At 60.6% G+C, this 21,770-nt stretch carries 19 protein-coding genes; 11 read left to right on the top strand and 8 right to left on the bottom strand.

Features of this window, described 5'->3' with window-relative positions; translation table 11 throughout:
* Positions 1-108 precede the first annotated feature (108 nt).
* Positions 109-2,049, top strand: a complete 1,941-nt coding sequence (locus J3P96_RS00585) for a type VI secretion system tip protein VgrG (protein WP_434654673.1) — start codon at positions 109-111, stop codon at positions 2,047-2,049.
* Between the two features lie 110 nt (positions 2,050-2,159).
* On the opposite strand, the gene J3P96_RS00580 is transcribed toward J3P96_RS00585, so the two are convergent.
* From J3P96_RS00580 to J3P96_RS00570, 3 genes are read right to left on the bottom strand one after another with little or no spacing between them, the layout of a single operon-like run.
* Positions 2,160-2,423, bottom strand: coding sequence for a hypothetical protein (locus J3P96_RS00580; protein ID WP_434654671.1), 264 nt, complete (start codon positions 2,421-2,423; stop codon positions 2,160-2,162).
* Positions 2,424-2,442: 19 nt separating this feature from the next.
* Positions 2,443-3,708, bottom strand: a complete 1,266-nt coding sequence (locus J3P96_RS00575; RefSeq protein WP_434654668.1) for a PAAR domain-containing protein — start codon at positions 3,706-3,708, stop codon at positions 2,443-2,445.
* A gap of 54 nt (positions 3,709-3,762) precedes the next feature.
* Positions 3,763-4,197 (bottom strand): DUF1795 domain-containing protein, encoded by a 435-nt coding sequence (locus tag J3P96_RS00570; protein WP_434654666.1) that lies wholly within the window; start codon positions 4,195-4,197, stop codon positions 3,763-3,765.
* Positions 4,198-4,443: 246 nt separating this feature from the next.
* Here J3P96_RS00570 and J3P96_RS00565 point away from each other — a divergent pair, with 246 nt between their 5' ends.
* Together J3P96_RS00565 and J3P96_RS00560 are read left to right on the top strand one after the other, a co-directional pair.
* Positions 4,444-6,375, top strand: a complete 1,932-nt coding sequence (locus J3P96_RS00565; RefSeq protein WP_434654663.1) for a type VI secretion system tip protein VgrG — start codon at positions 4,444-4,446, stop codon at positions 6,373-6,375.
* Positions 6,376-6,406: 31 nt separating this feature from the next.
* Positions 6,407-6,841 (top strand): DcrB-related protein, encoded by a 435-nt coding sequence (locus J3P96_RS00560; protein ID WP_434570841.1) that lies wholly within the window; start codon positions 6,407-6,409, stop codon positions 6,839-6,841.
* Between the two features lie 178 nt (positions 6,842-7,019).
* Here J3P96_RS00560 and J3P96_RS00555 read toward each other — a convergent pair whose 3' ends face one another.
* The 3 genes from J3P96_RS00555 to J3P96_RS00545 form a co-directional block, all read right to left on the bottom strand.
* Positions 7,020-7,229 carry a hypothetical protein gene (locus tag J3P96_RS00555; RefSeq protein WP_305497851.1) on the bottom strand — a complete coding sequence of 70 codons (210 nt, stop codon included), beginning with the start codon at positions 7,227-7,229 and terminating at the stop codon, positions 7,020-7,022.
* 114 nt (positions 7,230-7,343) lie between these two features.
* Complete coding sequence (locus tag J3P96_RS00550) at positions 7,344-7,994, bottom strand: HAD family hydrolase (protein ID WP_434654660.1); 651 nt, start codon at positions 7,992-7,994, stop codon at positions 7,344-7,346.
* Between the two features lie 212 nt (positions 7,995-8,206).
* Positions 8,207-8,752: a gamma carbonic anhydrase family protein gene (locus tag J3P96_RS00545; RefSeq protein ID WP_186643364.1), complete on the bottom strand. Its 546-nt coding sequence runs from the start codon at positions 8,750-8,752 to the stop codon at positions 8,207-8,209.
* A gap of 99 nt (positions 8,753-8,851) precedes the next feature.
* Here J3P96_RS00545 and prlC point away from each other — a divergent pair, with 99 nt between their 5' ends.
* The 3 genes from prlC (at position 8,852) to J3P96_RS00530 (ending at position 13,308) form a co-directional block, all read left to right on the top strand.
* Positions 8,852-10,903: an oligopeptidase A gene (gene prlC, locus J3P96_RS00540; RefSeq protein ID WP_434654657.1), complete on the top strand. Its 2,052-nt coding sequence runs from the start codon at positions 8,852-8,854 to the stop codon at positions 10,901-10,903.
* On the top strand, positions 10,900-11,178 hold the full coding sequence (locus tag J3P96_RS00535; RefSeq protein WP_018600854.1) for a YheV family putative zinc ribbon protein: 279 nt from the start codon (positions 10,900-10,902) through the stop codon (positions 11,176-11,178). The genes prlC and J3P96_RS00535 overlap by 4 nt, the downstream gene beginning before the upstream one ends.
* A gap of 117 nt (positions 11,179-11,295) precedes the next feature.
* Positions 11,296-13,308: a M3 family metallopeptidase gene (locus J3P96_RS00530; RefSeq protein ID WP_434654655.1), complete on the top strand. Its 2,013-nt coding sequence runs from the start codon at positions 11,296-11,298 to the stop codon at positions 13,306-13,308.
* On the opposite strand, the gene J3P96_RS00525 is transcribed toward J3P96_RS00530, so the two are convergent.
* Positions 13,284-13,964, bottom strand: a complete 681-nt coding sequence (locus J3P96_RS00525) for a phosphatase domain-containing protein (protein WP_434654652.1) — start codon at positions 13,962-13,964, stop codon at positions 13,284-13,286. The two genes, J3P96_RS00530 and J3P96_RS00525, sit on opposite strands and share 25 nt — an antisense overlap.
* Positions 13,965-14,147: 183 nt before the next feature.
* On the opposite strand from J3P96_RS00525, the gene J3P96_RS00520 reads away from it, so the two are divergent.
* From J3P96_RS00520 to J3P96_RS00510, 3 genes are all read left to right on the top strand, one after another.
* Complete coding sequence (locus J3P96_RS00520; protein ID WP_434654650.1) at positions 14,148-15,206, top strand: PA0069 family radical SAM protein; 1,059 nt, start codon at positions 14,148-14,150, stop codon at positions 15,204-15,206.
* Between the two features lie 201 nt (positions 15,207-15,407).
* Positions 15,408-16,139 (top strand): carbonic anhydrase, encoded by a 732-nt coding sequence (locus J3P96_RS00515; RefSeq protein ID WP_305497838.1) that lies wholly within the window; start codon positions 15,408-15,410, stop codon positions 16,137-16,139.
* Between the two features lie 90 nt (positions 16,140-16,229).
* Positions 16,230-17,759, top strand: coding sequence for a SulP family inorganic anion transporter (locus J3P96_RS00510; RefSeq protein WP_434654647.1), 1,530 nt, complete (start codon positions 16,230-16,232; stop codon positions 17,757-17,759).
* Positions 17,760-17,913: 154 nt separating this feature from the next.
* On the opposite strand, the gene J3P96_RS00505 is transcribed toward J3P96_RS00510, so the two are convergent.
* Complete coding sequence (locus J3P96_RS00505; RefSeq protein WP_434570825.1) at positions 17,914-18,564, bottom strand: hypothetical protein; 651 nt, start codon at positions 18,562-18,564, stop codon at positions 17,914-17,916.
* A gap of 374 nt (positions 18,565-18,938) precedes the next feature.
* Between J3P96_RS00505 and coxB the strand changes: the two genes are divergently transcribed.
* Together coxB and ctaD are read left to right on the top strand one after the other, a co-directional pair.
* Positions 18,939-20,066 (top strand): cytochrome c oxidase subunit II, encoded by a 1,128-nt coding sequence (coxB, locus tag J3P96_RS00500; RefSeq protein WP_434570823.1) that lies wholly within the window; start codon positions 18,939-18,941, stop codon positions 20,064-20,066.
* 82 nt (positions 20,067-20,148) lie between these two features.
* On the top strand, positions 20,149-21,741 hold the full coding sequence (ctaD, locus tag J3P96_RS00495) for a cytochrome c oxidase subunit I (RefSeq protein ID WP_305497829.1): 1,593 nt from the start codon (positions 20,149-20,151) through the stop codon (positions 21,739-21,741).
* The last annotated feature ends 29 nt before the right edge of the window (positions 21,742-21,770 follow it).

The following is a 21,770-nucleotide window of genomic DNA, read 5'->3' as shown; positions in this document are numbered from 1 at the left end:
CGCAGTCACATTCAACATCCACGTTGACTGACATACCGCTATCGCGAGCAAGCTCGCTCCCACAGTTGATTGCGTTACTCCAATTACACAACTTGCACGAGACATCCGATGCTATTCAACCAAGCCTCCCGCCTGGCGAAAATCACCAGCCCCCTCGGGCCCGAGGTGCTGCTGCTCAAGGACATGGGCGGCGGTGAAGAGTTGGGGCGGCTGTTCAACTATGAGTTGCAGCTGCACTCGCTGGACAACGCCATCGACCTCAATCAGGTGCTTGGCAAACCCATGTGCGTGAGCGTTCAGCTGGATGGCGGTGGCGAGCGGCACTTCCACGGCATCGTCGCGCGCTTCAGCCAGAACATCGACCAAGGCCAGTTTGCCAGTTACCAGGCCACGCTAAGGCCCTGGCTGTGGCTGCTGACGCGCACGTCAGACTGCCGGATTTTCCAGAACCTGACGGTTCCGCAGATCATCAAGCAAGTGTTCCGCGACCTGGGTTTCTCCGACTTCGAAGACGCCCTCAGCCGCCCTTATCGCGAGTGGGAGTACTGCGTCCAGTACCGTGAGACCAGCTTCGATTTCGTCAGCCGGCTGATGGAACAGGAAGGCATCTACTACTACTTCCGCCATGAACAGGGTCGCCACGTGCTGGTGCTGGCCGACGCCTACGGCGCCCATACCCAAGCGCCCGGCTACGCCTCGGTGCCGTACTATCCGAAGAACGAGCAGCAGCGTGAACGCGATCATATCCATGATTGGCACTTGGCTCAGGAAGTCCAGCCGGGTTCGCTTGAGCTCAACGACTACGACTTCCAGCGCCCGAGTGCACACATTGACGTGCGCGCAGCCATGCCGCGCCCGCACACCGCTGGCGACTATCCGCTGTATGACTATCCCGGCACCTACGTGCAAAGCGAAGACGGCGAGCACTACGCCCGCACCCGCATCGAAGCCTTGCAGACCCTGCACGAGCAGGTCGAGCTGGCCGGCAATGCCCGAGGCTTGGGCTCGGGGCATTTGTTCAGCCTGACCGGCTTCAGCCGCCAGGACCAGAACCGCGAATACCTGATCGTCGGCGCGCGTTATTACCTTTCCCAGGAAAGTGGCGAGAGCGGCGTCGGCGCGCCCTCGGCGCAGTTCGAAAGCAGCCTGACCTGCATCGACGCCCAGCAAAGCTTTCGTCCGATGGCGATTACCCACCGTCCGATCGTCAAAGGGCCGCAGACCGCATTGGTGGTCGGGCCCAAGGGCGAGGAAATCTGGACCGACCAGTTCGGCCGGGTGAAGGTGCACTTCTATTGGGATCGCCACGATCAATCCAACGAAAACAGTTCGTGCTGGATTCGCGTGTCGCAGGCTTGGGCCGGAAAGAATTGGGGCTCGGTGCAGATCCCGCGCATCGGCCAGGAAGTCATCGTCAGTTTCCTTGAAGGGGATCCTGACAGGCCCATCGTCACCGGTCGTGTGTATAACGCCGAACAGACCGTCCCCTATGCGTTGCCCGCCAATGCCACCCAGAGCGGTACCAAGAGTCGTTCGAGCAAGGGCGGCACGCCGACGAATTTCAACGAAATCCGCATGGAAGATAAAAAGGGCGCCGAGCAACTTTACATCCACGCCGAGCGCAACCAGGACATCGCCGTGGAAGTGGATGAAAGCCACTGGGTGGGTCGCGATCGTCGCAAGAATATCGACCGCAACGAAACCGTACGCATTGGCGAAGACCGGCTGCGGGCCGTACAGCGCAACGACACGTTGCTCGTCGGCGGGGCCAAGAGCGACAGTATCGCGACCCAATACCTCATCGAGGCGGGTTCGCAGATACGGCTGGTGTGTGGCAAAAGCGTGCTGGAGTTCAACGCCAGTGGCGAGATCAATATCTCCGGCACCGCGTTCAACCTCTACGCCAGTGGCAATGGCAACATCGACACCGGCGGCCGCCTTGACCTCAACTCCGGTGGCGCCAGCGCCGTGGACCCCAAGGGCAAGGGCATCAAGGGCGTGATCGAGGCGGCGGTGAAAGCTTTGTTTCCGGCGAAGGCCAAGCAGTGAGGTTCACCGCAGAACAACCCCAGCCTGACTCACTCAAGAAACCGCTGATCCCTCGCCACGGGGTAGCTACGGACCTAGTGAAAACTGCGACCCACCGGCCCTTTCGGCGGTCAGATGGCTGTGCCGCGCTTCGTTCCCGGTTGAATGATCAACAGCTCGTCCAACTCACGTTTTCTACAACGCGACACAAAAGGAAGCGCGGCTTCCGGGTCACGCTTGAACAGCTCAAAGGTCGCCTGATTAATTTCGTAATATTCCTCGTAGTCAGCCATGCCATTGCTGACCGGGATGGAGACATAAAACCGACCCGAATCCTGTTCTATGCCCACGGAAAACATGTGTTCGCGACTGACTAGGACATCTTGAAACTTCATGGTTTGACTACCTCTACGGTCATAATGCCGTCCAACTGAAATCTTTGGGTGAGATGCCCCCGGCGTCGATGACCGCCTCGCTGGCACCGGTCGGCAGCTTGCCGCCTGGAATCCAGAATTCGTTAGCGCCGGCCTCATTGCCCGACGGAACCCGCAGGTTCATGTCTTTAGGTGCAGGAATATCGACCCGGACAAGGGTACTACTTTCCAAGGTATTTTCTGGAAGCCCAAGCGCCTTCTCCAATGCCCTCTTATCGCCCTTGGCATTGGCAACCAATTGATCGGCTTCAGCTTTGGGCATGAGGAACGTCGTGCCGTCGCGCTGGGCGATGCCGTACTTGTCCAGGTTGTTCTTCGTGGTGAAGCGCGAGGCACCGTTCTCGAACTGGGCCAGATGTTCTTTCACATACTGCGGTGACAAATACTTGTGGGCTTCGGGTCGAGACCCCTTCGGCATGGCCAGGATATCGGCCTCGGTCACGCCAGGCTTGTACTTGGGCGGCGGCAGTTCGACAGGCTTGGCCGCCTTCGCCATTTTCGGGCTCAGTCCCAGCATCGCCATTCCGGCGACGCCTTGCAGCAGGTCACGATAGCCTGGCCCCAGACGGTCGCCTAAATCGCCGAGAAGCTCCATGCTCCCCACGATCAGACCGCCCACCACGACGAATTCGACGAGAACGGCGATACCCGCCATTGCGGCCATCACCAATGCGGCGCCCGCAGCCAGCAACCCCAACACTTCCAGCCCGGAATGCATCCAGCCTTCGAGGTCGAGCACAAACGCCACCGACACCGTCGGTCCGCCGATGAAGGTGTTCGGGCTGCCGCTCTTGATGTGAGCACCGCAGACCATTTTGCTGTGCAGGCGCGCCGCTGGTTTGCCGTTGATGAACACCGTGGCGCTGCCTTCGGCGATCAGCACCGGGAAGGGCCAGATCGGATGGTTCATCGGCAGCCCGGTGCAGGAGGAGGCGATGTCTTCGCCCGCCCGCATGGCATTGCGGTCGTTGATATAGACGTTGAAGCTGCCCATGATCAACGCCCCCGTCGTGGGCTCGGGCAGGTTGAATATGGTGGACAGGCCCTTGACGATCTGGAACATCGACAAGCCGCCAGCCGCGATCGAGCCGGCCATGATCGCCAGCGCCACGCCGCCCGTGGCGACCGTTGCGGCGACGACCGCAGCGCCGATCAAGGCCCCGGCCACGGCGCCGGCGACCATCGCGGCCAACCCGAACCCGTGGGCTATTTCGTCACCCAGACGGGCTGCTGCCTGTGCATCCATTGCGGGAATCTACCTTACTGTTTGGTCTGACTGCGCAGTGGCACGTATCGAATCTCAGGCAATCGGAGGCTGTGGCTTGAGCGAATGCATCGCCAGCTTCCAGGCCGGCTCGTGATAGGCGAAGTCGTTGGGTGTGGTGGTCAAGGTGGTGATCAGCACGGACGGCTTACGCTCGATGAACACCTGGCGCAGCATCAGGTCGCGTCCTTCGCGCTGCCAGGTGTAATCCAGCAAGGTGGTGGTGTGTCCATGCAGCACCGTATCCCAACGCTGAACCAGCTTGAAGCCCGGCAATTGCTGCTCCGCGCTTTTGAGTTGGCGGTCCACGTACTCGGCAAAGGGAGCCTCACCCTGGGTGGCATCGCGGCTGATGACGAAACTGGCCTCTTTGGCGGGTCCCACTGCAGGCAGCTTGAAAATGTTGATGCTCTGGTCCTGCCAGGTATCGGGGATTTCGAGATCGGCTTCTTGAATGCGGTATGAGGTCACGGTAATCGCTTTCCATGGACATGAGGTGACGCGTGGAAGGAGCAGATATTCGGGTAATGCCTGGCAACAATCAAGAACCGGGTTCCTCTCCTCCAGGTAACCCTCTACATTATGCGATCAGCGTCACCACTCTGGCGATTCACGCCTCTGCAGAAGCCGTCGAAGGGCATATTCTGTTGATTTTTTGAATCAGACGATTGCAGTATTCGCCAGCATAAGGGACTGCGGCAGCGATAAGGACAACCGATGCTATTCAACCAAGCCTCCCGCCTGGCGAAAATCACCAGCCCCCTCGGGCCCGAGGTGCTGCTGCTCAAGGACATGGGCGGCGGCGAAGAGTTGGGGCGGCTGTTCAACTATGAGTTGCAGCTGCACTCGCTGGACAACGCCATCGACCTCAACCAGGTGCTGAGTAAACCCATGTGCGTGAGCGTTCAGCTGGATGGCGGTGGCGAGCGGCACTTCCACGGCATCGTCGCGCGCTTCAGCCAGAACATCGACCAGGGCCAGTTTGCCAGCTACCAGGCCACCTTGCGGCCCTGGCTGTGGCTGCTGACCCGCACCTCCGATTGCCGGATTTTCCAGAACCTGACGGTTCCGCAGATCATCAAGCAAGTGTTCCGCGACCTGGGTTTCTCCGACTTCGAAGACGCCCTCAGCCGGCCGTACCGCGAGTGGGAATATTGCGTCCAGTACCGTGAGACCAGCTTCGATTTCGTCAGCCGGCTGATGGAGCAGGAAGGCATCTACTACTTCTTCCGCCATGAACAGGGTCGCCATGTGCTGGTGCTGGCCGACGCCTACGGCGCCCATACCCAAGCGCCAGGCTACGCCTCGGTGCCGTACTATCCGAAGAACGAGCAGCAGCGTGAACGCGATCATATTCATGATTGGCACCTGGCCCAGGAAGTCCAACCGGGTTCGCTGGAGCTCAACGACTACGACTTCCAGCGTCCCAGCGCGCGCATCGATGTACGTTCGGCCATGCCGCGCCCGCACACCGCTGGCGACTATCCGCTCTATGACTACCCCGGCACCTACGTGCAAAGCGAAGACGGCGAGCACTACGCCCGCACCCGCATCGAAGCCTTGCAGACCCTGCACGAGCAGGTCGAGCTGGCCGGCAATGCCCGAGGCATGGGCTCGGGCCACCTGTTCAGCCTGACCGGCTTCAGCCGCCAGGACCAGAACCGCGAATACCTGATCGTCGGCGCGCGTTATTACCTCTCTCAGGAAAGCGGCGAGAGCGGCGTCGGCGCGCCTTCGGCACAGTTCGAAAGCAGCCTGACCTGCATCGACGCCCAGCAAAGCTTCCGCCCGATGGCAATCACCCACCGCCCCATCGTCAAGGGGCCGCAGACAGCTTTGGTGGTCGGACCCAAGGGCGAGGAAATCTGGACCGACCAGTTCGGTCGGGTGAAGGTGCATTTTTATTGGGACCGTCACGATCAATCCAACGAAAACAGCTCGTGCTGGATTCGCGTGTCGCAAAGCTGGGCCGGGAAAAACTGGGGCTCGATGCAGATTCCGCGTATCGGCCAGGAAGTCATCGTCAGCTTCCTTGAAGGCGACCCGGATCGACCGATCATCACCGGACGTGTCTACAACGCCGAGCAGACCGTGCCTTACGACCTGCCTGAGAATGCCACCCAGAGCGGCATGAAAAGCCGTTCGAGCAAGGGTGGCACGCCGGCAAATTTCAATGAAATCCGCATGGAAGACAAAAAAGGCGCCGAGCAGCTTTACATCCATGCCGAGCGCAACCAGGACGTCGTGGTCGAGGTGGATGAGAGCCATTCGGTCGGCCACGACCGCACCAAGAGCATCGGCCACGACGAAACGGTGATCATCGGCAACAACCGCCTGCGCATCGTCAAGCAGGAAGACATCCTGTCGGTGGGCCAGCGCAAGACCGACAGCATCAGCCAGAGCTACGTCATTGAAGTGGGCGAGAACCTGCGCCTGGTATGCGGCGAGAGCATCCTGGAGCTCAACGCCAGCGGTCAGATCAACCTGACCGGCGTGCAGATCAGCTTCTACGCCAGCGGCGATGCCGAGTTCAACACCGGCGGTGTGCTGCACCTGAACAACGGCGGCGGCCCCGGTGCCACGCCGGACGGCCAGGGCGTCAAGGCCAGCATCGATGCCAACGTCGCTGCCGCCTTTCCCAAAGGCTAACCCAAAGGCTAACTTCGAGACCTGATGCGCCATGACTTACCGTTTGAATGAATTTCAGCTCCAGCTGCCGCCCAGCGAGTTGCTCGACGCTTCGATCAACATCCTCAAGTTCCCCGAACTAGGCACGTCCCTGATCGTCAGCCGCAGCCTGCTCGCCGAAGGAGAAACCCTGCAAAGCAACCTCGACGACCAGCTCAAGCGCCTGGAAAAGCAGGTCCAGGACCTGCGCTGCCAACCCGGCGCCACGTTGCGCGTGGGGGCTCGGCAGGAAGTCGAAGCCATCGAGTTACGCAGCCAGTTCAACAAAGGCAACGAAAAGGTCTTTCAGTATCAGCTCGCCCTGGTACTGCCGGGCACGCGCAAGATGCTTGCCCTGAGCTACGTCAAGGCCGAGAAGCTGGGCGACGCCGAAGCGGCGCATTGGGCGACGATCAAGGGATCGCTGGTGTTTGACGCGCCGGCGTGAACAACGCCGGGCTCGCGTGGCGAGGGAGCTTGCTCCCGCTGGGTTGCGAAGCGGCCCCAAAACCTGCCAAACGCGGAGCATCAGACACACCGCACCCGCTGGTTTTACGACTGCTTCGCAGCCGAGCGGGAGCAAGCTCCCTCGCCACAGGGGTCCACCATGTCCCGGATTTATTTTTTCATTTTATCGTTGCGTCCCTGACCGGCAGAGTCCTTTGTGCCACCGGGCGACGCTCGCGGCGCTCCACCAGCATTTCATCGGCGACTTCGGCCGCGCTCTCCGCAATCAACTCGGGACGGCGGCCCGGTAACTGCTGCATCACCTGCGGCAAGGCGCTGACAAAATACATATCCCAGATCACCTGCTCCGTTTGCGACAGCTGAATCATGCTGTTCTCCTTGCTCGATGGATAAACTGTCTGCAGAGAACCTATGCCCGGTGGCAGGTGGTGAAAATCAGACAATTCCTTAGAGCATGTCGGACGTTTCCGATAGTTGTGTCTTCAGCCCCGCAAAAATGCCTGGTGCAACTCCTCCAGCGTCTGGAAATGATGTACCGGGTTCTGCGCACTCAACTCCTCGAAACTGCCGAATCCGTACCCCACCGCCGCCGCGTCCAGACCATTGCTGCGCGCGCCGATCAAGTCATGTTCGCGGTCGCCGATCATCAGGGTGCTGGCCGGGTCGAGGCTTTCTTCGGCCATCAGGTGGGCGATGAGCTCGACCTTGTTGGTACGGGTACCGTCCAGTTCGCTGCCGTAGATCACCTTGAAGTGCCGGGCGAAATCGAAATGACGGGCGATTTCCCGGGCGAAAACCCAGGGCTTGGACGTGGCGATGTAAAGCTGTCGGCCTTGGCCACCGAGCGTTTCCAGCAGCGGCACGACACCGTCGAAGACACGGTTTTCGTAGAGGCCGGTGACCTTGAAGCGCTCGCGATAGAAATTCACCGCGTCCCAGGCTTTCGCTTCGTCGAAGGCATAGAACTGCATGAAGGCTTGCAATAGCGGTGGGCCGATGAAATGTTCGAGACGGGTCAGGTCGGGTTCGTCGATGCCCAGTTTGCCCAGGGCGAACTGGATCGAACGGGTGATGCCCTCGCGCGGGTCGGTAAGCGTGCCGTCGAGGTCAAAAAGTATGGTCTGGTAGTGCATGGCTGGTCCTGGGTGGTCATGCAGCTCACTCAAAAGGCTTGAATGAAACTGTGGCGAGGGGATTTATCCCCGCTGGGCTGCGCAGCAGCCCCAAAAAGACTGAATGTAACAAACCTGGCACACTTCGGTGGCAGGCTTCGGGGCTGCTGTGCAGCCCAGCGGGGATAAATCCCCTCACCACATTGGTTTATTCAACATCTCAGGTGGGCGATTCAAGGCTGGTCGTAGCCTTCAGCCAGATGCAAATCCTTGAGCTTCACGTAATTCGCCGCGCTGTAGGTGAAAAACGCCCGCTCCTTGTCGGTCAGCGGCCGGACCTGCTTCACCGGGCTGCCCACATACAAAAAGCCGCTCTCCAGGCGCTTGCCCGGCGGTACGAGGCTACCGGCGCCGATGATCACGTCGTCCTCGACCACCGCGCCATCCATGACAATGCTGCCCATGCCGATCAGGATCCGACTGCCCACCGAGCAGCCATGGAGCATCACTTTATGGGCGATGGTCACGTCGTCGCCGATCAGCAACGGGAAGCCATCGGGGTTGAACGGCCCGGCGTGGGTGATGTGCAGCACGCAGCCGTCCTGGACGCTGGTACGGGCGCCGATGCGGATGCGGTGCATGTCGCCGCGAATGACTGTCAGCGGCCAGACGGAGCTGTCCTCGCCGATTTCGACGTCGCCGATCACCACCGCGGTGCTGTCGACAAAAGCGCCCCGGGCAAGCCGCGGGCTGTGGTTCTGGTACGTTCGAAGGGTCACGATAGGCTCTCTCTTGTCCGATGATAGGCGCTGCTAGCTGCGGTGAACGTCGATTGTAATTAAGATGGGCCCATGTTTCTTCCAGCCAAGGTGCCAACCGTGAGCGTGAACAACCCTCTTTTGCAGCCCTACGACCTGCCGCCATTCTCGGCGATCCGTGCCGAGCACGTGCAACCGGCCATCGAGCAGATCCTGGCTGACAACCGCGCCGCCATCGCCGAGATCCTCAAGACGCAAGTCGAACAGCCCACCTGGGCCGGCCTGGTATTGGCGATGGACGAGCTCAATGATCGCCTGGGCGCAGCCTGGAGCCCGGTCAGCCATCTGAACGCGGTGCGCAACAGCCCCGAGCTGCGCGAAGCCTACGAGGCTTGCCTGCCGGCGCTGAGTGCCTATTCCACCGAACTGGGCCAGAACCGCGAACTGTTCCAGGCGTTCGAAGCCCTGGCGAACAGCCCCGAGGCCGCCGGTTTCGACGTGGCGCAGAAAACCATCCTGGAACATTCGCTGCGCGATTTCCGCCTGTCGGGCATCGACTTGCCGCCCGAGCAGCAAAAGCGCTACGCCGAAGTGCAAAGCAAGCTGTCCGAACTGGGCAGCCGCTTTTCCAACCAGTTGCTCGACGCGACCCAGGCCTGGACCAAGCATGTCACCTCTGAGGCCGCCCTCGCCGGCCTGACCGACTCGGCCAAGGCGCAGATGGCCGCCGCGGCCCAGGCCAAAGGCCTCGACGGTTGGCTGATCAACCTGGAGTTTCCGAGCTACTACGCGGTGATGACCTACGCCGAAGACCGCGCCCTGCGCGAAGAAGTCTACGCCGCCTACTGCACCCGCGCCTCGGACCAAGGCCCGAACGCCGGTCAGAACGATAACGGCCCGGTGATGGAGCAGATCCTCGACCTGCGCCAGGAACTGGCCCAGTTGCTGGGTTTCGCCAACTTCGCCGAATTGAGCCTGGCAACCAAGATGGCTGAATCCAGCGATCAGGTGCTCAGCTTCCTGCGCGACCTGGCCAAGCGCAGCAAACCGTTCGCCGCCCAGGACCTGGAACAATTGAAAGCCTTCGCCGCCGAACAGGGCTGCCCCGACCTGCAAAGCTGGGACAGCGGCTTTTATGGCGAAAAACTCCGCCAGCAACGTTACAGCGTCGCCCAGGAAGCCCTGCGCGCCTACTTCCCGATCGACAAGGTATTGAGCGGCCTGTTCGCCATCGTGCAACGCCTCTATGGCATCGAGATCGCTGAACTGAAGGGTTTCGACGCCTGGCATCCGGACGTGCGCCTGTTCGAGATCAAGGAACACGGCCAGCACGTCGGGCGCTTCTTCTTCGATCTGTACGCCCGCCCCAACAAGCGTGGCGGCGCCTGGATGGATGGCGCCCGCGATCGTCGCCGCACCCTTGATGGCGCGCTGCAAAGCCCGGTCGCCAACCTGGTGTGCAACTTCACCCCGGCCGACAGTGGCAAGCCAGCGCTGCTGACCCACGATGAAGTGACCACGCTGTTCCACGAGTTCGGCCACGGCCTGCATCACCTGCTGACCCGCGTCGACCATGCCGGCGTGTCGGGCATCAACGGCGTGGCCTGGGACGCCGTGGAGCTGCCGAGCCAGTTCATGGAAAACTGGTGCTGGGAGCCTGAAGGCCTGGCGCTGATTTCCGGTCACTACGAAACCGGTGAGCCATTGCCCCAGGACCTGCTGGAAAAAATGCTCGCCGCAAAGAACTTCCAGTCCGGCCTGATGATGGTCCGCCAGTTGGAATTCTCGCTGTTCGACTTCGAACTGCACGCCACCCATGGCGATGGTCGTAGCGTACTGCAAGTGCTCGAAGGCGTACGTGACGAGGTGTCGGTGATGCGTCCGCCTGCCTATAACCGCTTCCCCAACAGCTTTGCGCATATTTTTGCCGGCGGTTACGCGGCGGGTTACTACAGCTACAAATGGGCGGAAGTGCTGTCGGCCGATGCGTTCTCCAGATTCGAAGAAGACGGCGTGCTCAACGCCGAAACCGGTCGCGCCTTCCGCGAGGCGATCCTGGCGCGTGGCGGCTCCCAGGAGCCAATGGTGCTGTTCGTCGACTTCCGTGGCCGTGAGCCATCGATTGACGCACTCTTGCGCCATAGCGGCCTGAGCGAGGACGCGGCAGCATGAGTGAGGGGCCTGTGATTACCAAACGACGCTTCATCGCCGGGGCAGTCTGCCCGGCGTGCAGTGAACCGGACAAGTTGATGATGTGGAACGAAGACGGCGTGCCCCATCGCGAGTGCGTGGCTTGTGGTTATTCCGACACGCTCAACGAACAAGGCCTGTCGGTGCCCAAGGAATTGGGCACCCGGGTCAATACGTCCGCCTTGAAAGCACCGGACGCCAAGGTCCAGGCGGTGCAGTTCTTCCCCAACCCCAAGTTGAAGAAAAAAACCGACTGAAATCTCCGGCATCACCTTCCGGGCCGCCCGGCCCGGAAGCGATACATATATACCGCAGGGTGCCCTGCCTTCCTCTTCAGACTGGTCCGACACATCCAGACTGAAAGGAAGCTTTCCATGCCAAACGCTGATAACCCGCTACTGCAGGACTACGACCTGCCGCCCTTTTCGCGCGTCCAGGCCGAACACTTTTCCCCGGCCCTCGACCAGATAATCGCCGAAAGCCGCATCAAAGTTGCCGCGATCATTGCCAGCCAGACACCCTTCCCAACCTGGGACGACCTCGTCTTGGCAATGGATGAAATTCACACGCGGCTTGAGGGTTTCGGCTACTTGCTAAACCGCCTGACCTCGACCCGGACAGGTGACGCCTGGAAGCAGGCCTCGCTCGATTGCGAAGCACGGCTGCAAGAATTTAAGGTCGGACTGGAACAAAACACCGAACTGTTTCAGCTCTACGAGCGCCTGGCGAACAGCGAAATAGCCGGAAATTTCGAACCGGCACGCAAGAGGGTCCTGGAAAAAAACCTGCGACAGTTTCGTGAAAACATGCCGATGACCACGGCGAGCGACCTGAGCCTGGTGCAAGTCCGTATTCGAAACGCCGAAGGTCTGTTTCTGGACCAGCTGGAGTCGGCCAACAAAGCCTGGGACATCCTCATTGACGATGAGGCCCTGCTCAGCGGCTTGCCGGTGGCGTTCAAACAGCACATGGCCCATCTGGCCCGCAAGGTCGACCGCACGGGATGGCTGCTGACCCTTGATGAAGAGTCGCATCGCATCGTCACCCACTATGCCGACAATCGCTCGTTACGCCAGCAGATCCACGTTGCCTATAACACCCGTGCGTCCGATCAAGGCCCGCAAGCCGGGCAATTCGACAATGGCAACGTCCTCAAGCAACTGCTGGACGACCGGCACGAGTATGCCAAGTTACTGGGCTACACGGATTACGCTCAATACGCGATCGCGTCGGAGCAGGCCGAGTCCACCGCAGAGGTCCTGGCTTTTCTGGACAATCAACTCCAGTCGCAGCAAAGCACCTTCCGCCTGGAGACCGATGAGCTCAAGGCCTTCGCCAGTGAACGAGGTCTCAGCGAGCCCGAACCTTGGGATTACTGGTACCTGGCGGAAAAAATTCGCCAGCGGGAGGCGGGCATCTCACAGCAGGCATTGAGTGTCTGGTTTCCATTGGAAGCGGTTTTTTCCAAGCTGCTGGTGATCGCGTCGAATCTATTCGCCGTGAACTTCATCGAACGCAAGGATGTGGCCAGCTGGGATCCTGACGTACGTCTTTTTGAGGTCACGGAGAGCGGAACGAGCATTGGTTATATCTATTTCGATCCGTTCAAATCTGATGATCGAGAAGGTTTCTCCTACACCACGACCATTCGCGACCGTCAGATTACCGCCGAAGGCGTGCTCCGACGCCCGATCGCCGCGCTGCATGGCTGGCTGCCACGGGGCACAGCGGCGAACCCGACCTTGCTCGACCATCTGCAGCTACGCATCCTTGTCCATGAATTCGGCCATTGCCTGCATCAGGTCTTGAGCCAGGCAGCCTATCGCGACCTATCGGCGATCAATAAGTCACCCCGCGATACGGTGGAATTCGCCGGATGTCTGCTGGAAAAATGGTGCTTCGCCAAGGAGTTTCTGATCCGCGTATCGGCGCATCATCAAACCGGAGCAGCCTTGCCTGACGAGATGGCCGATCAGTTCATGAGGCTCATCAGCACTCAGGCCAGTTGGGAAACCGCCAACGAGTTGCGCAAGGCGCTGCTGGATTTCGAGTTGCACCGTACCCACGCCGATGGACGCAGCGTCCAGCAAGTCTTCCAGCAGGTCAGCGAAAAGACCCGCCACTTGCCGGTAATTGCAAACGCACGCCTGGCCAACGGGCTGGACCATATGGTGACGGGCTACGGCGCAAGAGTGTACGCCTACTCGTGGTCCAAGGCCCTGGCCGAGTCGGTTTTCCAGAGGTTCCAGCGCGACGGAATCTTTAAAGCGACGACCGGCAGGGCGCTTCGCGAACACATATTCGGGCCGGGCGACTCGCGGCCGTTATCCGAATCCATAAGCGCCTTCCTCAGCGCGACCAATCAGCGTGAAGGAGCCAATGACTGAGGATCGAGGTGACGCGCCGTGGTCGTTGAATTGACCCAGCCTTTCAACGAGCACAGCGCAAAGACGCTGGTACTGCAATCGCCGTCTCTCAAGGCAACACGGAGCTTCTCGACATCGGCTTGCATCATGTAGCGAACCCCGTCCTTGAAGTGATGGCTGTCGCCGAAACCGCCTTCGGTCATTTCCTCCAGGGCGTCTTCCTTGCTCCAGCCCTGCACAACCACCCGGTACATGGCGGCCATCAAGCCGGTACGGTCCGAGCCGTGCTTGCAATGCATGAGCACCGGCCCCCTGGCTTGCCCGTCCTGGATGGCGCGCAGGGCCTTGAGAACGTCACTGTCGTCGACGTGATTGGTGCGATAGGGCAACTGCACTTGCTTGATGTCAGGCGCGGACAACCAGTTCGCGTCCGAATCAGGCAGAAAATTGATGACTGTGCCGATATCGAGTTTCGCCAACAGGGGCAAGGCACCGCCGTCCGGCAAGGAACTGCGATAGAGAGCAGGCGACATCTGGTAGAGGTCGTAGCGTTTTTCCACGGGCTGGGCCCATTCGCCGGGCCTGGCCTCGGCGCCGGTGGCGGCCTGGGCGGCGGAGTCGACCAGCGCGACGAGCAACGCCAGGCAAAGCAGGGAACGCAAACAGAGCTTGAGCATGAGGAGCAACCGCCGACCAAGGATTTTGAAGTCGTCAGTTTCGGTTCGCCTCGGTTAAAAGCCTGTGAGCAAGACGTCAAAGCGCCGTGAACCAGGGCCTGCTTTTCCTGAACCGCCAAACGGCACTGGCTTGAATCGACGGCAGCGAATACTGTATGCGCATACAGCTTTCGGAGTATTCCCATGTCCCTCTCACTTCCGCCCCGTGGCCGCGGCACCGCCACCAACCCGCACAACCGCTTCGCGCCGAGCCGTTCGGTGGCCGAGGACGATGGCTGGTATCAGGAAGTGCCGCCGACCCAGGGCACCGAGGTACGCATCGAAACGGCCAAGACCATCATCACTCGAAACACCTCCACGGATATTCCTTTCGATCGTTCGATCAATCCTTATCGAGGCTGCGAACACGGCTGCGTCTACTGCTATGCGCGACCCAGCCATGCCTACTGGGACATGTCGCCCGGGCTGGATTTCGAAACCAGGCTGATCGCCAAGACCAACGCCGCCGATGTGCTGGAAGAGCAGCTGTCGCGGCGCGGCTATCAATGCGCGCCGATTGCCCTGGGTTCCAATACCGATCCCTACCAGCCGATCGAACGCGAACAGCGCATCACCCGCCGGATTCTCGAAGTGCTGCTGCGATACCGGCACCCGGTGACGATTGTTACCAAGGGCTCGCTGATCCTGCGCGACCTCGACCTGCTGACCGAACTGGCAGAGCAACGCCTGGTACATGTGATGATCAGCCTCACCACGCTGGACGACGAACTCAAGCGCATCCTCGAACCCCGCGCGGCGGCGCCGAAGGCCCGGTTGCGGGCGATAAAGGTCATGCGCGAGGCGGGCATCAACGTCGGCGTGCTGTGCGCGCCGATGATCCCGATGATCAATGACAGCGAGATTGAAAGCCTGCTGGCCGAAGCCCACGCTGCCGGTGCACAGAATGCCGCCTACGTCATGTTGCGCCTGCCGCTGGAAGTGGCGCCGCTGTTCGAGGAGTGGTTGCAGGCGCACTATCCGCAGCGCGCCGCCCATGTGCTGAGCCTGGTGCGCCAGAGCCGCGGCGGCGAACTGTATGACAGCCGGTTTGGCGTGCGGATGCGCGGCGAAGGCCCGTTCGCCGACCTGCTGGCCCAGCGCTTCGCCAAGACGCTCAAGCGTTTGGGCCTGAACCGACGAGATGGTTACAATCTTGACTGCGATGCCTTCTGTCCGCCCGGCCGACAGATGTCGTTGATTTGATTAAAGTTGACCTTGGAACGGGCACTGGACATGAGCTGCGCCAGTGTTTCGCCACCCCTGGAATCGTTGTCCTAGAGCCTTCGATTCAGTTTGAGTTAAGTTTCGGCCGCTACCTTGTTCAGCGAGTGACTGACGGGTCGAGCTTCGATCCGGATGTTTTTTAACCAGCCACTGGCGTCGTAACCGTCAAGAGGATGAATCATGAGTGACAAGGATAAACAGCCGTTGGCTGCGTCGGCTTCAGCCCAACCCGAGGCGGAAACCGCCGATGCAGCGCTGCAGCACATTGTTGACGGCTTTTTGCATTTCCATCACGAGATCTTTCCCCAACAGGAAGAACTCTTCAAGAAACTCGCCACCGCCCAGAAACCCCGGGCGATGTTCATCACCTGCGCCGATTCGCGCATCGTGCCTGAGCTGATCACCCATAGCTCCCCAGGCGACCTGTTCGTGACCCGTAACGTCGGCAACGTCGTTCCACCGTACGGACAAATGAACGGCGGCGTTTCCACCGCCATTGAATACGCCGTGCTGGCCCTGGGTGTGCAACATATTATCGTTTGCGGCCATTCCGATTGCGGCGCCATGCGTGCGGTGCTCAACCCCGACACCCTGGAAAAAATGCCGACAGTCAAGGCCTGGCTGCGCCACGCCGAAGTCGCCAAGACCATGGTCCACGACAACTGCCCGTGCGGTGACGAAAAGCAGACCATGCCCGTCCTCACCGAAGAGAACGTGATCGCCCAGTTGCAGCATTTGCGAACGCACCCTTCGGTGGCCTCTCGCATGGCCAGCGGCCAGTTGTTCATCCATGGCTGGGTGTACAACATCGAGACCAGCGAGATCAAAGCCTTTGATGCGGACCAGGGTTGTTTCCTGCCGCTCGATGGCAGCCATCCGATACCGGTGGCGACGCCCAAAGCGCGCTTCTAACCGCTCCTAAACATCCTTGTGTGGTCGAGCCTCCCGCCATTTGCGCGGGCGGGCCTCGCCATGCCTGAAGAAAATTTCGGGAGAGTCGCCATGCGTGCTGCTCAATTAAAAGCTGTTCTGCCACGGGAGCTCCTGGCTTCGGTGGTTGTATTCCTGGTGGCGCTGCCCTTGTGCATGGGCATTGCCATTGCATCGGGCCTGCCACCGGCGAAGGGGCTGATCACTGGTATCGTCGGTGGTCTGATCGTGGGCTTCCTGGCTGGCTCCAAGCTGCAAGTCAGCGGCCCGGCGGCCGGTTTGGCGGTGCTGGTCTTCGAACTGGTGCGCCAGCATGGCGTGGCAATGCTCGGGCCGATCCTTTTGTTGGCCGGGCTGCTGCAACTGCTGGCCGGGCGTTTTCGCCTCGGTTGCTGGTTCAGGGTCACCGCGCCTGCCGTGGTGTACGGCATGCTGGCCGGTATCGGTGTGCTGATCATCTTGTCCCAAGTCCATGTGATGCTTGACGCGGCGCCCAAGCCTTCCGGGCTGGATAACCTGGCGGCGTTCCCGGCGGCAGTGGCCCAGGCTTTACCTTCGTTCGGCTGGCAGGCCGGTTTGCTCGGCCTGTCGACGATCGCAGTGATGTGGCTGTGGGAAAAGTTTCGCCCCCATAGCCTGCGCTTCGTTCCTGGCGCCCTGCTCGGCGTGGGCCTGGCAACGGTTGCCAGCCTGCTGCTGGCGTTGCAGGTCAAGCGCGTGGAGGTCCCGGAAAACATGGCCGAAGCCATCGACTGGCTGCGCCCGGCGGATTTGCTGAACCTGGCCGACCCCACCGTGTTGATCGCCGCGTTCGCGGTCGCTTTCATCGCCAGTGCGGAAACCTTGCTCTCGGCGGCTGCCGTCGATCGCATGCACAGCGGCGAGCGGGCGGATTTCGATCGGGAACTGTCCGCCCAAGGTGTCGGTAACATGCTTTGTGGCCTGCTCGGCGCCTTGCCAATGACCGGCGTGATCGTACGCAGTTCGGCCAACGTCCAGGCCGGCGCGACCACACGAATGTCAACGATCTTCCACGGCCTGTGGTTGTTGCTCTTCGTGCTGCTGCTGTCCAGCGTGCTGCAAAGCATCCCGGTGGCGAGCCTGGCGGGTGTGCTGGTCTACACCGGTTTCAAACTGGTGGATATCAAGGCGTTCCGTGGCCTGGGCCGTTATGGCCGGATGCCGATGTTCACCTACGCCGCGACGGCGCTGGCGATCATCTTCACCGACCTGCTGACCGGCGTGCTGATCGGTTTTGGCCTGACCCTGGTGAAACTGGCGTGGAAAGCCTCGCGCCTGAAGATCAGCCTGATCGACCTGCCCCAGGACGGCGAGATGGAATTGCGTTTGGTGGGCGCGGCGACCTTCCTCAAGGTTCCAGCCCTGACCCAGGTGCTGAACACCATTCCCGAAGGCGCAACGGTGCATGTGCCGCTCAACAACCTGAGCTATATCGACCATTCCTGCCTGGAATTGCTCGAAGAATGGAGCCGGGCGAATGCCAGCAAGGGTTCGAAGTTGTTGATCGAGTCGCGCGGGCTCAAGCGCCGGTTGGAAGGACGCTTGCGCACGACCGTGGGGGTTGGCGCAACAGCTGGCTGATCCTGTTTCGACGGGGCTCTTGATGAGCAACACAAACCCCATGTGGGAGCGAGCCTGCTCGCGAAAGCGGTGTTTCAGTCGACATGATGTTGAATGATCAACCGCTTCGCGAGCAGGCTCGCTCCCACAAGGGTTTTGTGTTTTTCCCGAGGGATCAAGCCGCCGGCTGATCCAGCTCCAGGCCCACGCCCAAGCGGCGGGACATGCAGGGCCAGCGCTTCCAGGCCGCGCCGGTTTCCGGGCTGCTGAGCTTCTCGCGGTAGGTTTCCACCGACTCCAGTGCAAACGTCTCGTCGTTGAGCATCTCGTCGAACGCGTGGTGCACCACCTCATCGAGTTGGTTGGCAAATTCCTCACCGATCAACTGATGGGCAATCAGATTGGCAACCGTCATGTCCAGGGGGATCAGCGGCTGGCCGAAATGCTTGATGTACAGGTCGTTGACCTCCTCGACAAACCGGTGCGCCAGATAGGCTTCGTCGAGCAGGCTGTTGAGCCCGACATGCCCGGCCATGATCGTCGGAGGCTGGAGGAAATACTGCTCGGCAATTTTCAGTACGGGCTTGATCTGCGACTCGATACCCGCCTCCCTGGCGACGTCATTGGCTGCATCCAGCAGGTCAGGCACTTCGTTGATATAGGCTGCGACAAACCGCGCCAGAACGTCGTTGGCGTTCGCGTCCGGGAGCTGAATGGCGGGGTGCAGCGTCGGTAACTGGGCCGTCAACTGACGACTCAGCAGGCCGGTCTCGGCCTCGTGCTGTTGGGCTTTTTGGATCTGCTCGCGCAATGCGGCGGTGTTCATGACAACTCCAGGAAACAACAGGCAATGAAATAGGAATGACATAACTTAGCTGGCGCATAAAAACTCCTAAGACCTATTTTTCATAACTGCCTCATCCTTGATACGTCACCGTTATATCGGTTTGCCATCACTCTGCTGCGCATCCTTCTCCATTCGTGGGCTCTGGCGCAAGTCCCAGCTGTTTCAAACGATTTACGCCGTCGCGTTGCGAGGTTGCGGGTGCTGTCTATACTCGGTTTGGAATGGAGTTAGCCGATGACACCCGATTGCATGTGCAGCAAGGCGCGGCGAGTCAAGTAAGCAGTCTGGAATGCCGATCCCTTGCCGCAGGCGTTACGCCTACGGGATAACAAGAACGATAAGGGGAACCCGCAATGACGCGACATCCACACGTATGGATGGGCCTCCTGTTGTGGTCGATTTTCAGCCAGGCGCAAGCGGCCTGGACTGTGAATATGGCGCCTGGAGCGACACAGATCAGCAACGCAGTGTTCGACCTGCACATGACCATCTTCTGGATCTGTGTGGTCATTGGCATCATCGTCTTCGGCGCCATGTTCTGGTCGATGATGATGCACCGCCGCTCAACCGGGCAGAACGCCGCCCACTTCCACGAAAACACCCGCGTGGAAATCCTCTGGACCATCGTGCCCTTCCTGATCCTGGTGGCCATGGCGGTTCCCGCCACCGCCACGCTGATCAAGATGTACGACTCCAGCGAATCGGAGATCGATGTCCAGGTCACCGGCTACCAATGGAAGTGGCACTACAAATACCTGGGCCAGGACGTCGAGTTCTTCAGCAACCTGGCCACGCCTGCCGAACAGATCCACAACCAGAGCACCAAGGGCGAGCACTACCTGCTTGAAGTCGACAAGCCGCTGGTGCTGCCAGTTGACGCCAAGGTGCGCTTCCTGGTGACCTCCGCCGACGTGATCCACTCGTGGTGGGTGCCGGCCTTCGCCGTCAAGCGCGACGCCATTCCGGGGTTCGTCAACGAAGCCTGGACCCGCGTCGACAAGCCCGGCATTTATCGCGGCCAGTGCGCCGAGCTGTGCGGCAAGGACCATGGTTTCATGCCGATCGTGGTCGAGGTCAAGAGCAAGCCCGACTACGAAAAATGGCTGGGCGAACGCAAGGCCGAAGCCGCGCAGCTCAAAGAGCTGACCAGCAAGGAATGGACCCTGGAAGAACTCAAGGAACGCGGCGACAAGGTCTACCACACCACTTGCGTGGCCTGTCACCAGGCCGAAGGCCAGGGCCTGCCGCCGATGTTCCCGGCGCTCAAGGGCTCGAAAATCGCCACCGGGCCAATCAAGGATCACTTGAACATTGTCTTCCACGGCAAGCCCGGCACCTCTATGGCCGCGTTCGGCAAACAGCTGTCGGAAGTCGATATCGCCGCGGTCGTGACCTATGAGCGTAACGCCTGGGGCAACAACAAGGGCGACATGGTTACGCCTAAAGAAGTGCTGGAACTCAAACAGGCAGATAGCCAATGAGCCGGCCTGACGTCTGTTCCCGCAACCGGTCGGGGCTCGTTGCCCCGCGCCGACCAGCCCATTCGCTCGAAGGAGACAGGACATGAGTGCTGTGATCGATGACCACGGTCATGCCGGCGCCGACCACGCCCACGGCCCCGCCAAGGGCCTGATGCGCTGGGTACTGACCACCAACCACAAGGACATCGGCACGCTGTACCTGTGGTTCGCGTTCTCCATGTTCCTGCTGGGCGGCTCGTTCGCCATGGTGATCCGCGCCGAGCTGTTCCAGCCCGGCCTGCAGATCGTGCAGCCGGAATTCTTCAACCAGATGACCACCATGCATGGCCTGGTGATGGTCTTCGGCGCGGTGATGCCGGCCTTCGTCGGCCTCGCCAACTGGATGGTCCCGCTGATGATCGGCGCGCCGGACATGGCCCTGCCGCGGATGAACAACTTCAGTTTCTGGCTGTTGCCGGCGGCGTTCCTGATGCTGGTCTCCACCCTGTTCACACCGGGCGGCGGGCCGAACTTCGGCTGGACCTTCTACGCGCCGCTGTCCACCACCTACGCGCCGGAAAGCGTGACGTTCTTCATCTTTGCCATCCACCTGATGGGCATCAGCTCGATCATGGGCGCGATCAACGTGGTCGCCACCATCCTCAACCTACGCGCCCCCGGCATGACACTGATGAAGATGCCGCTGTTCGTCTGGACCTGGCTGATCACCGCTTTCCTGCTGATCGCGGTGATGCCGGTGCTGGCCGGCTGCGTGACGATGATGCTGATGGACATCCACTTCGGCACCAGCTTCTTCAACGCCGCCGGTGGCGGTGACCCCGTGCTGTTCCAGCATGTGTTCTGGTTCTTCGGCCACCCTGAGGTGTACATCATGATCCTGCCGGCCTTCGGTGCCGTCAGCTCGATCATCCCGGCATTCTCGCGCAAGCCGCTGTTCGGCTACACCTCGATGGTCTACGCCACGGCGGCCATTGCCTTCCTCTCGTTCATCGTCTGGGCGCACCACATGTTCGTGGTCGGCATCCCGCTGGTGGGCGAGCTGTTCTTCATGTACGCCACCCTGCTGATCGCCGTGCCCACCGGGGTGAAGGTGTTCAACTGGGCGAGCACCATGTGGCAAGGCTCGCTGACCTTCGAGACACCGATGCTGTTTGCCGTGGCGTTCGTGATCCTGTTTTCCATCGGCGGTTTCTCCGGGCTGATGCTGGCCATCGCGCCGGCGGACTTCCAGTACCAGGACACCTACTTCGTGGTCGCGCATTTCCACTACGTGCTGGTGCCGGGTGCGATCTTCGGGATCTTCGCCTCGGCCTACTACTGGCTGCCGAAATGGACCGGCCACATGTACGACGAAACCCTCGGCAAACTGCACTTCTGGCTCTCGTTCATCGGCATGAACATGGCGTTCTTCCCGATGCACTTCGTCGGCCTGGCGGGCATGCCCCGGCGGATTCCCGACTACAACCTGCAGTTCGCCGATTTCAACATGGTCTCGTCCATCGGCGCGTTCATGTTCGGCACCACGCAGATCTTCTTCCTGTTCATCGTGATCAAGACCATCCGTGGCGGTGAGCCGGCACCGGCCAAGCCGTGGGATGGCGCCGAAGGGCTGGAATGGAGCGTACCGTCGCCGGCGCCATATCACACCTTCACCACGCCGCCGGAAGTGAAATGAATGTGGGAGCGGGCTTGCTCGCGAAGAAC

Origin of the sequence: Pseudomonas sp. R3-56 (assembly GCF_051132075.1) — a bacterium.
In the GTDB taxonomy this organism is placed as follows: domain Bacteria; phylum Pseudomonadota; class Gammaproteobacteria; order Pseudomonadales; family Pseudomonadaceae; genus Aquipseudomonas.
The sequence above is the reverse complement of the archived record's forward strand: the minus strand, read 5'-3'. Positions and strand labels throughout refer to the sequence as shown.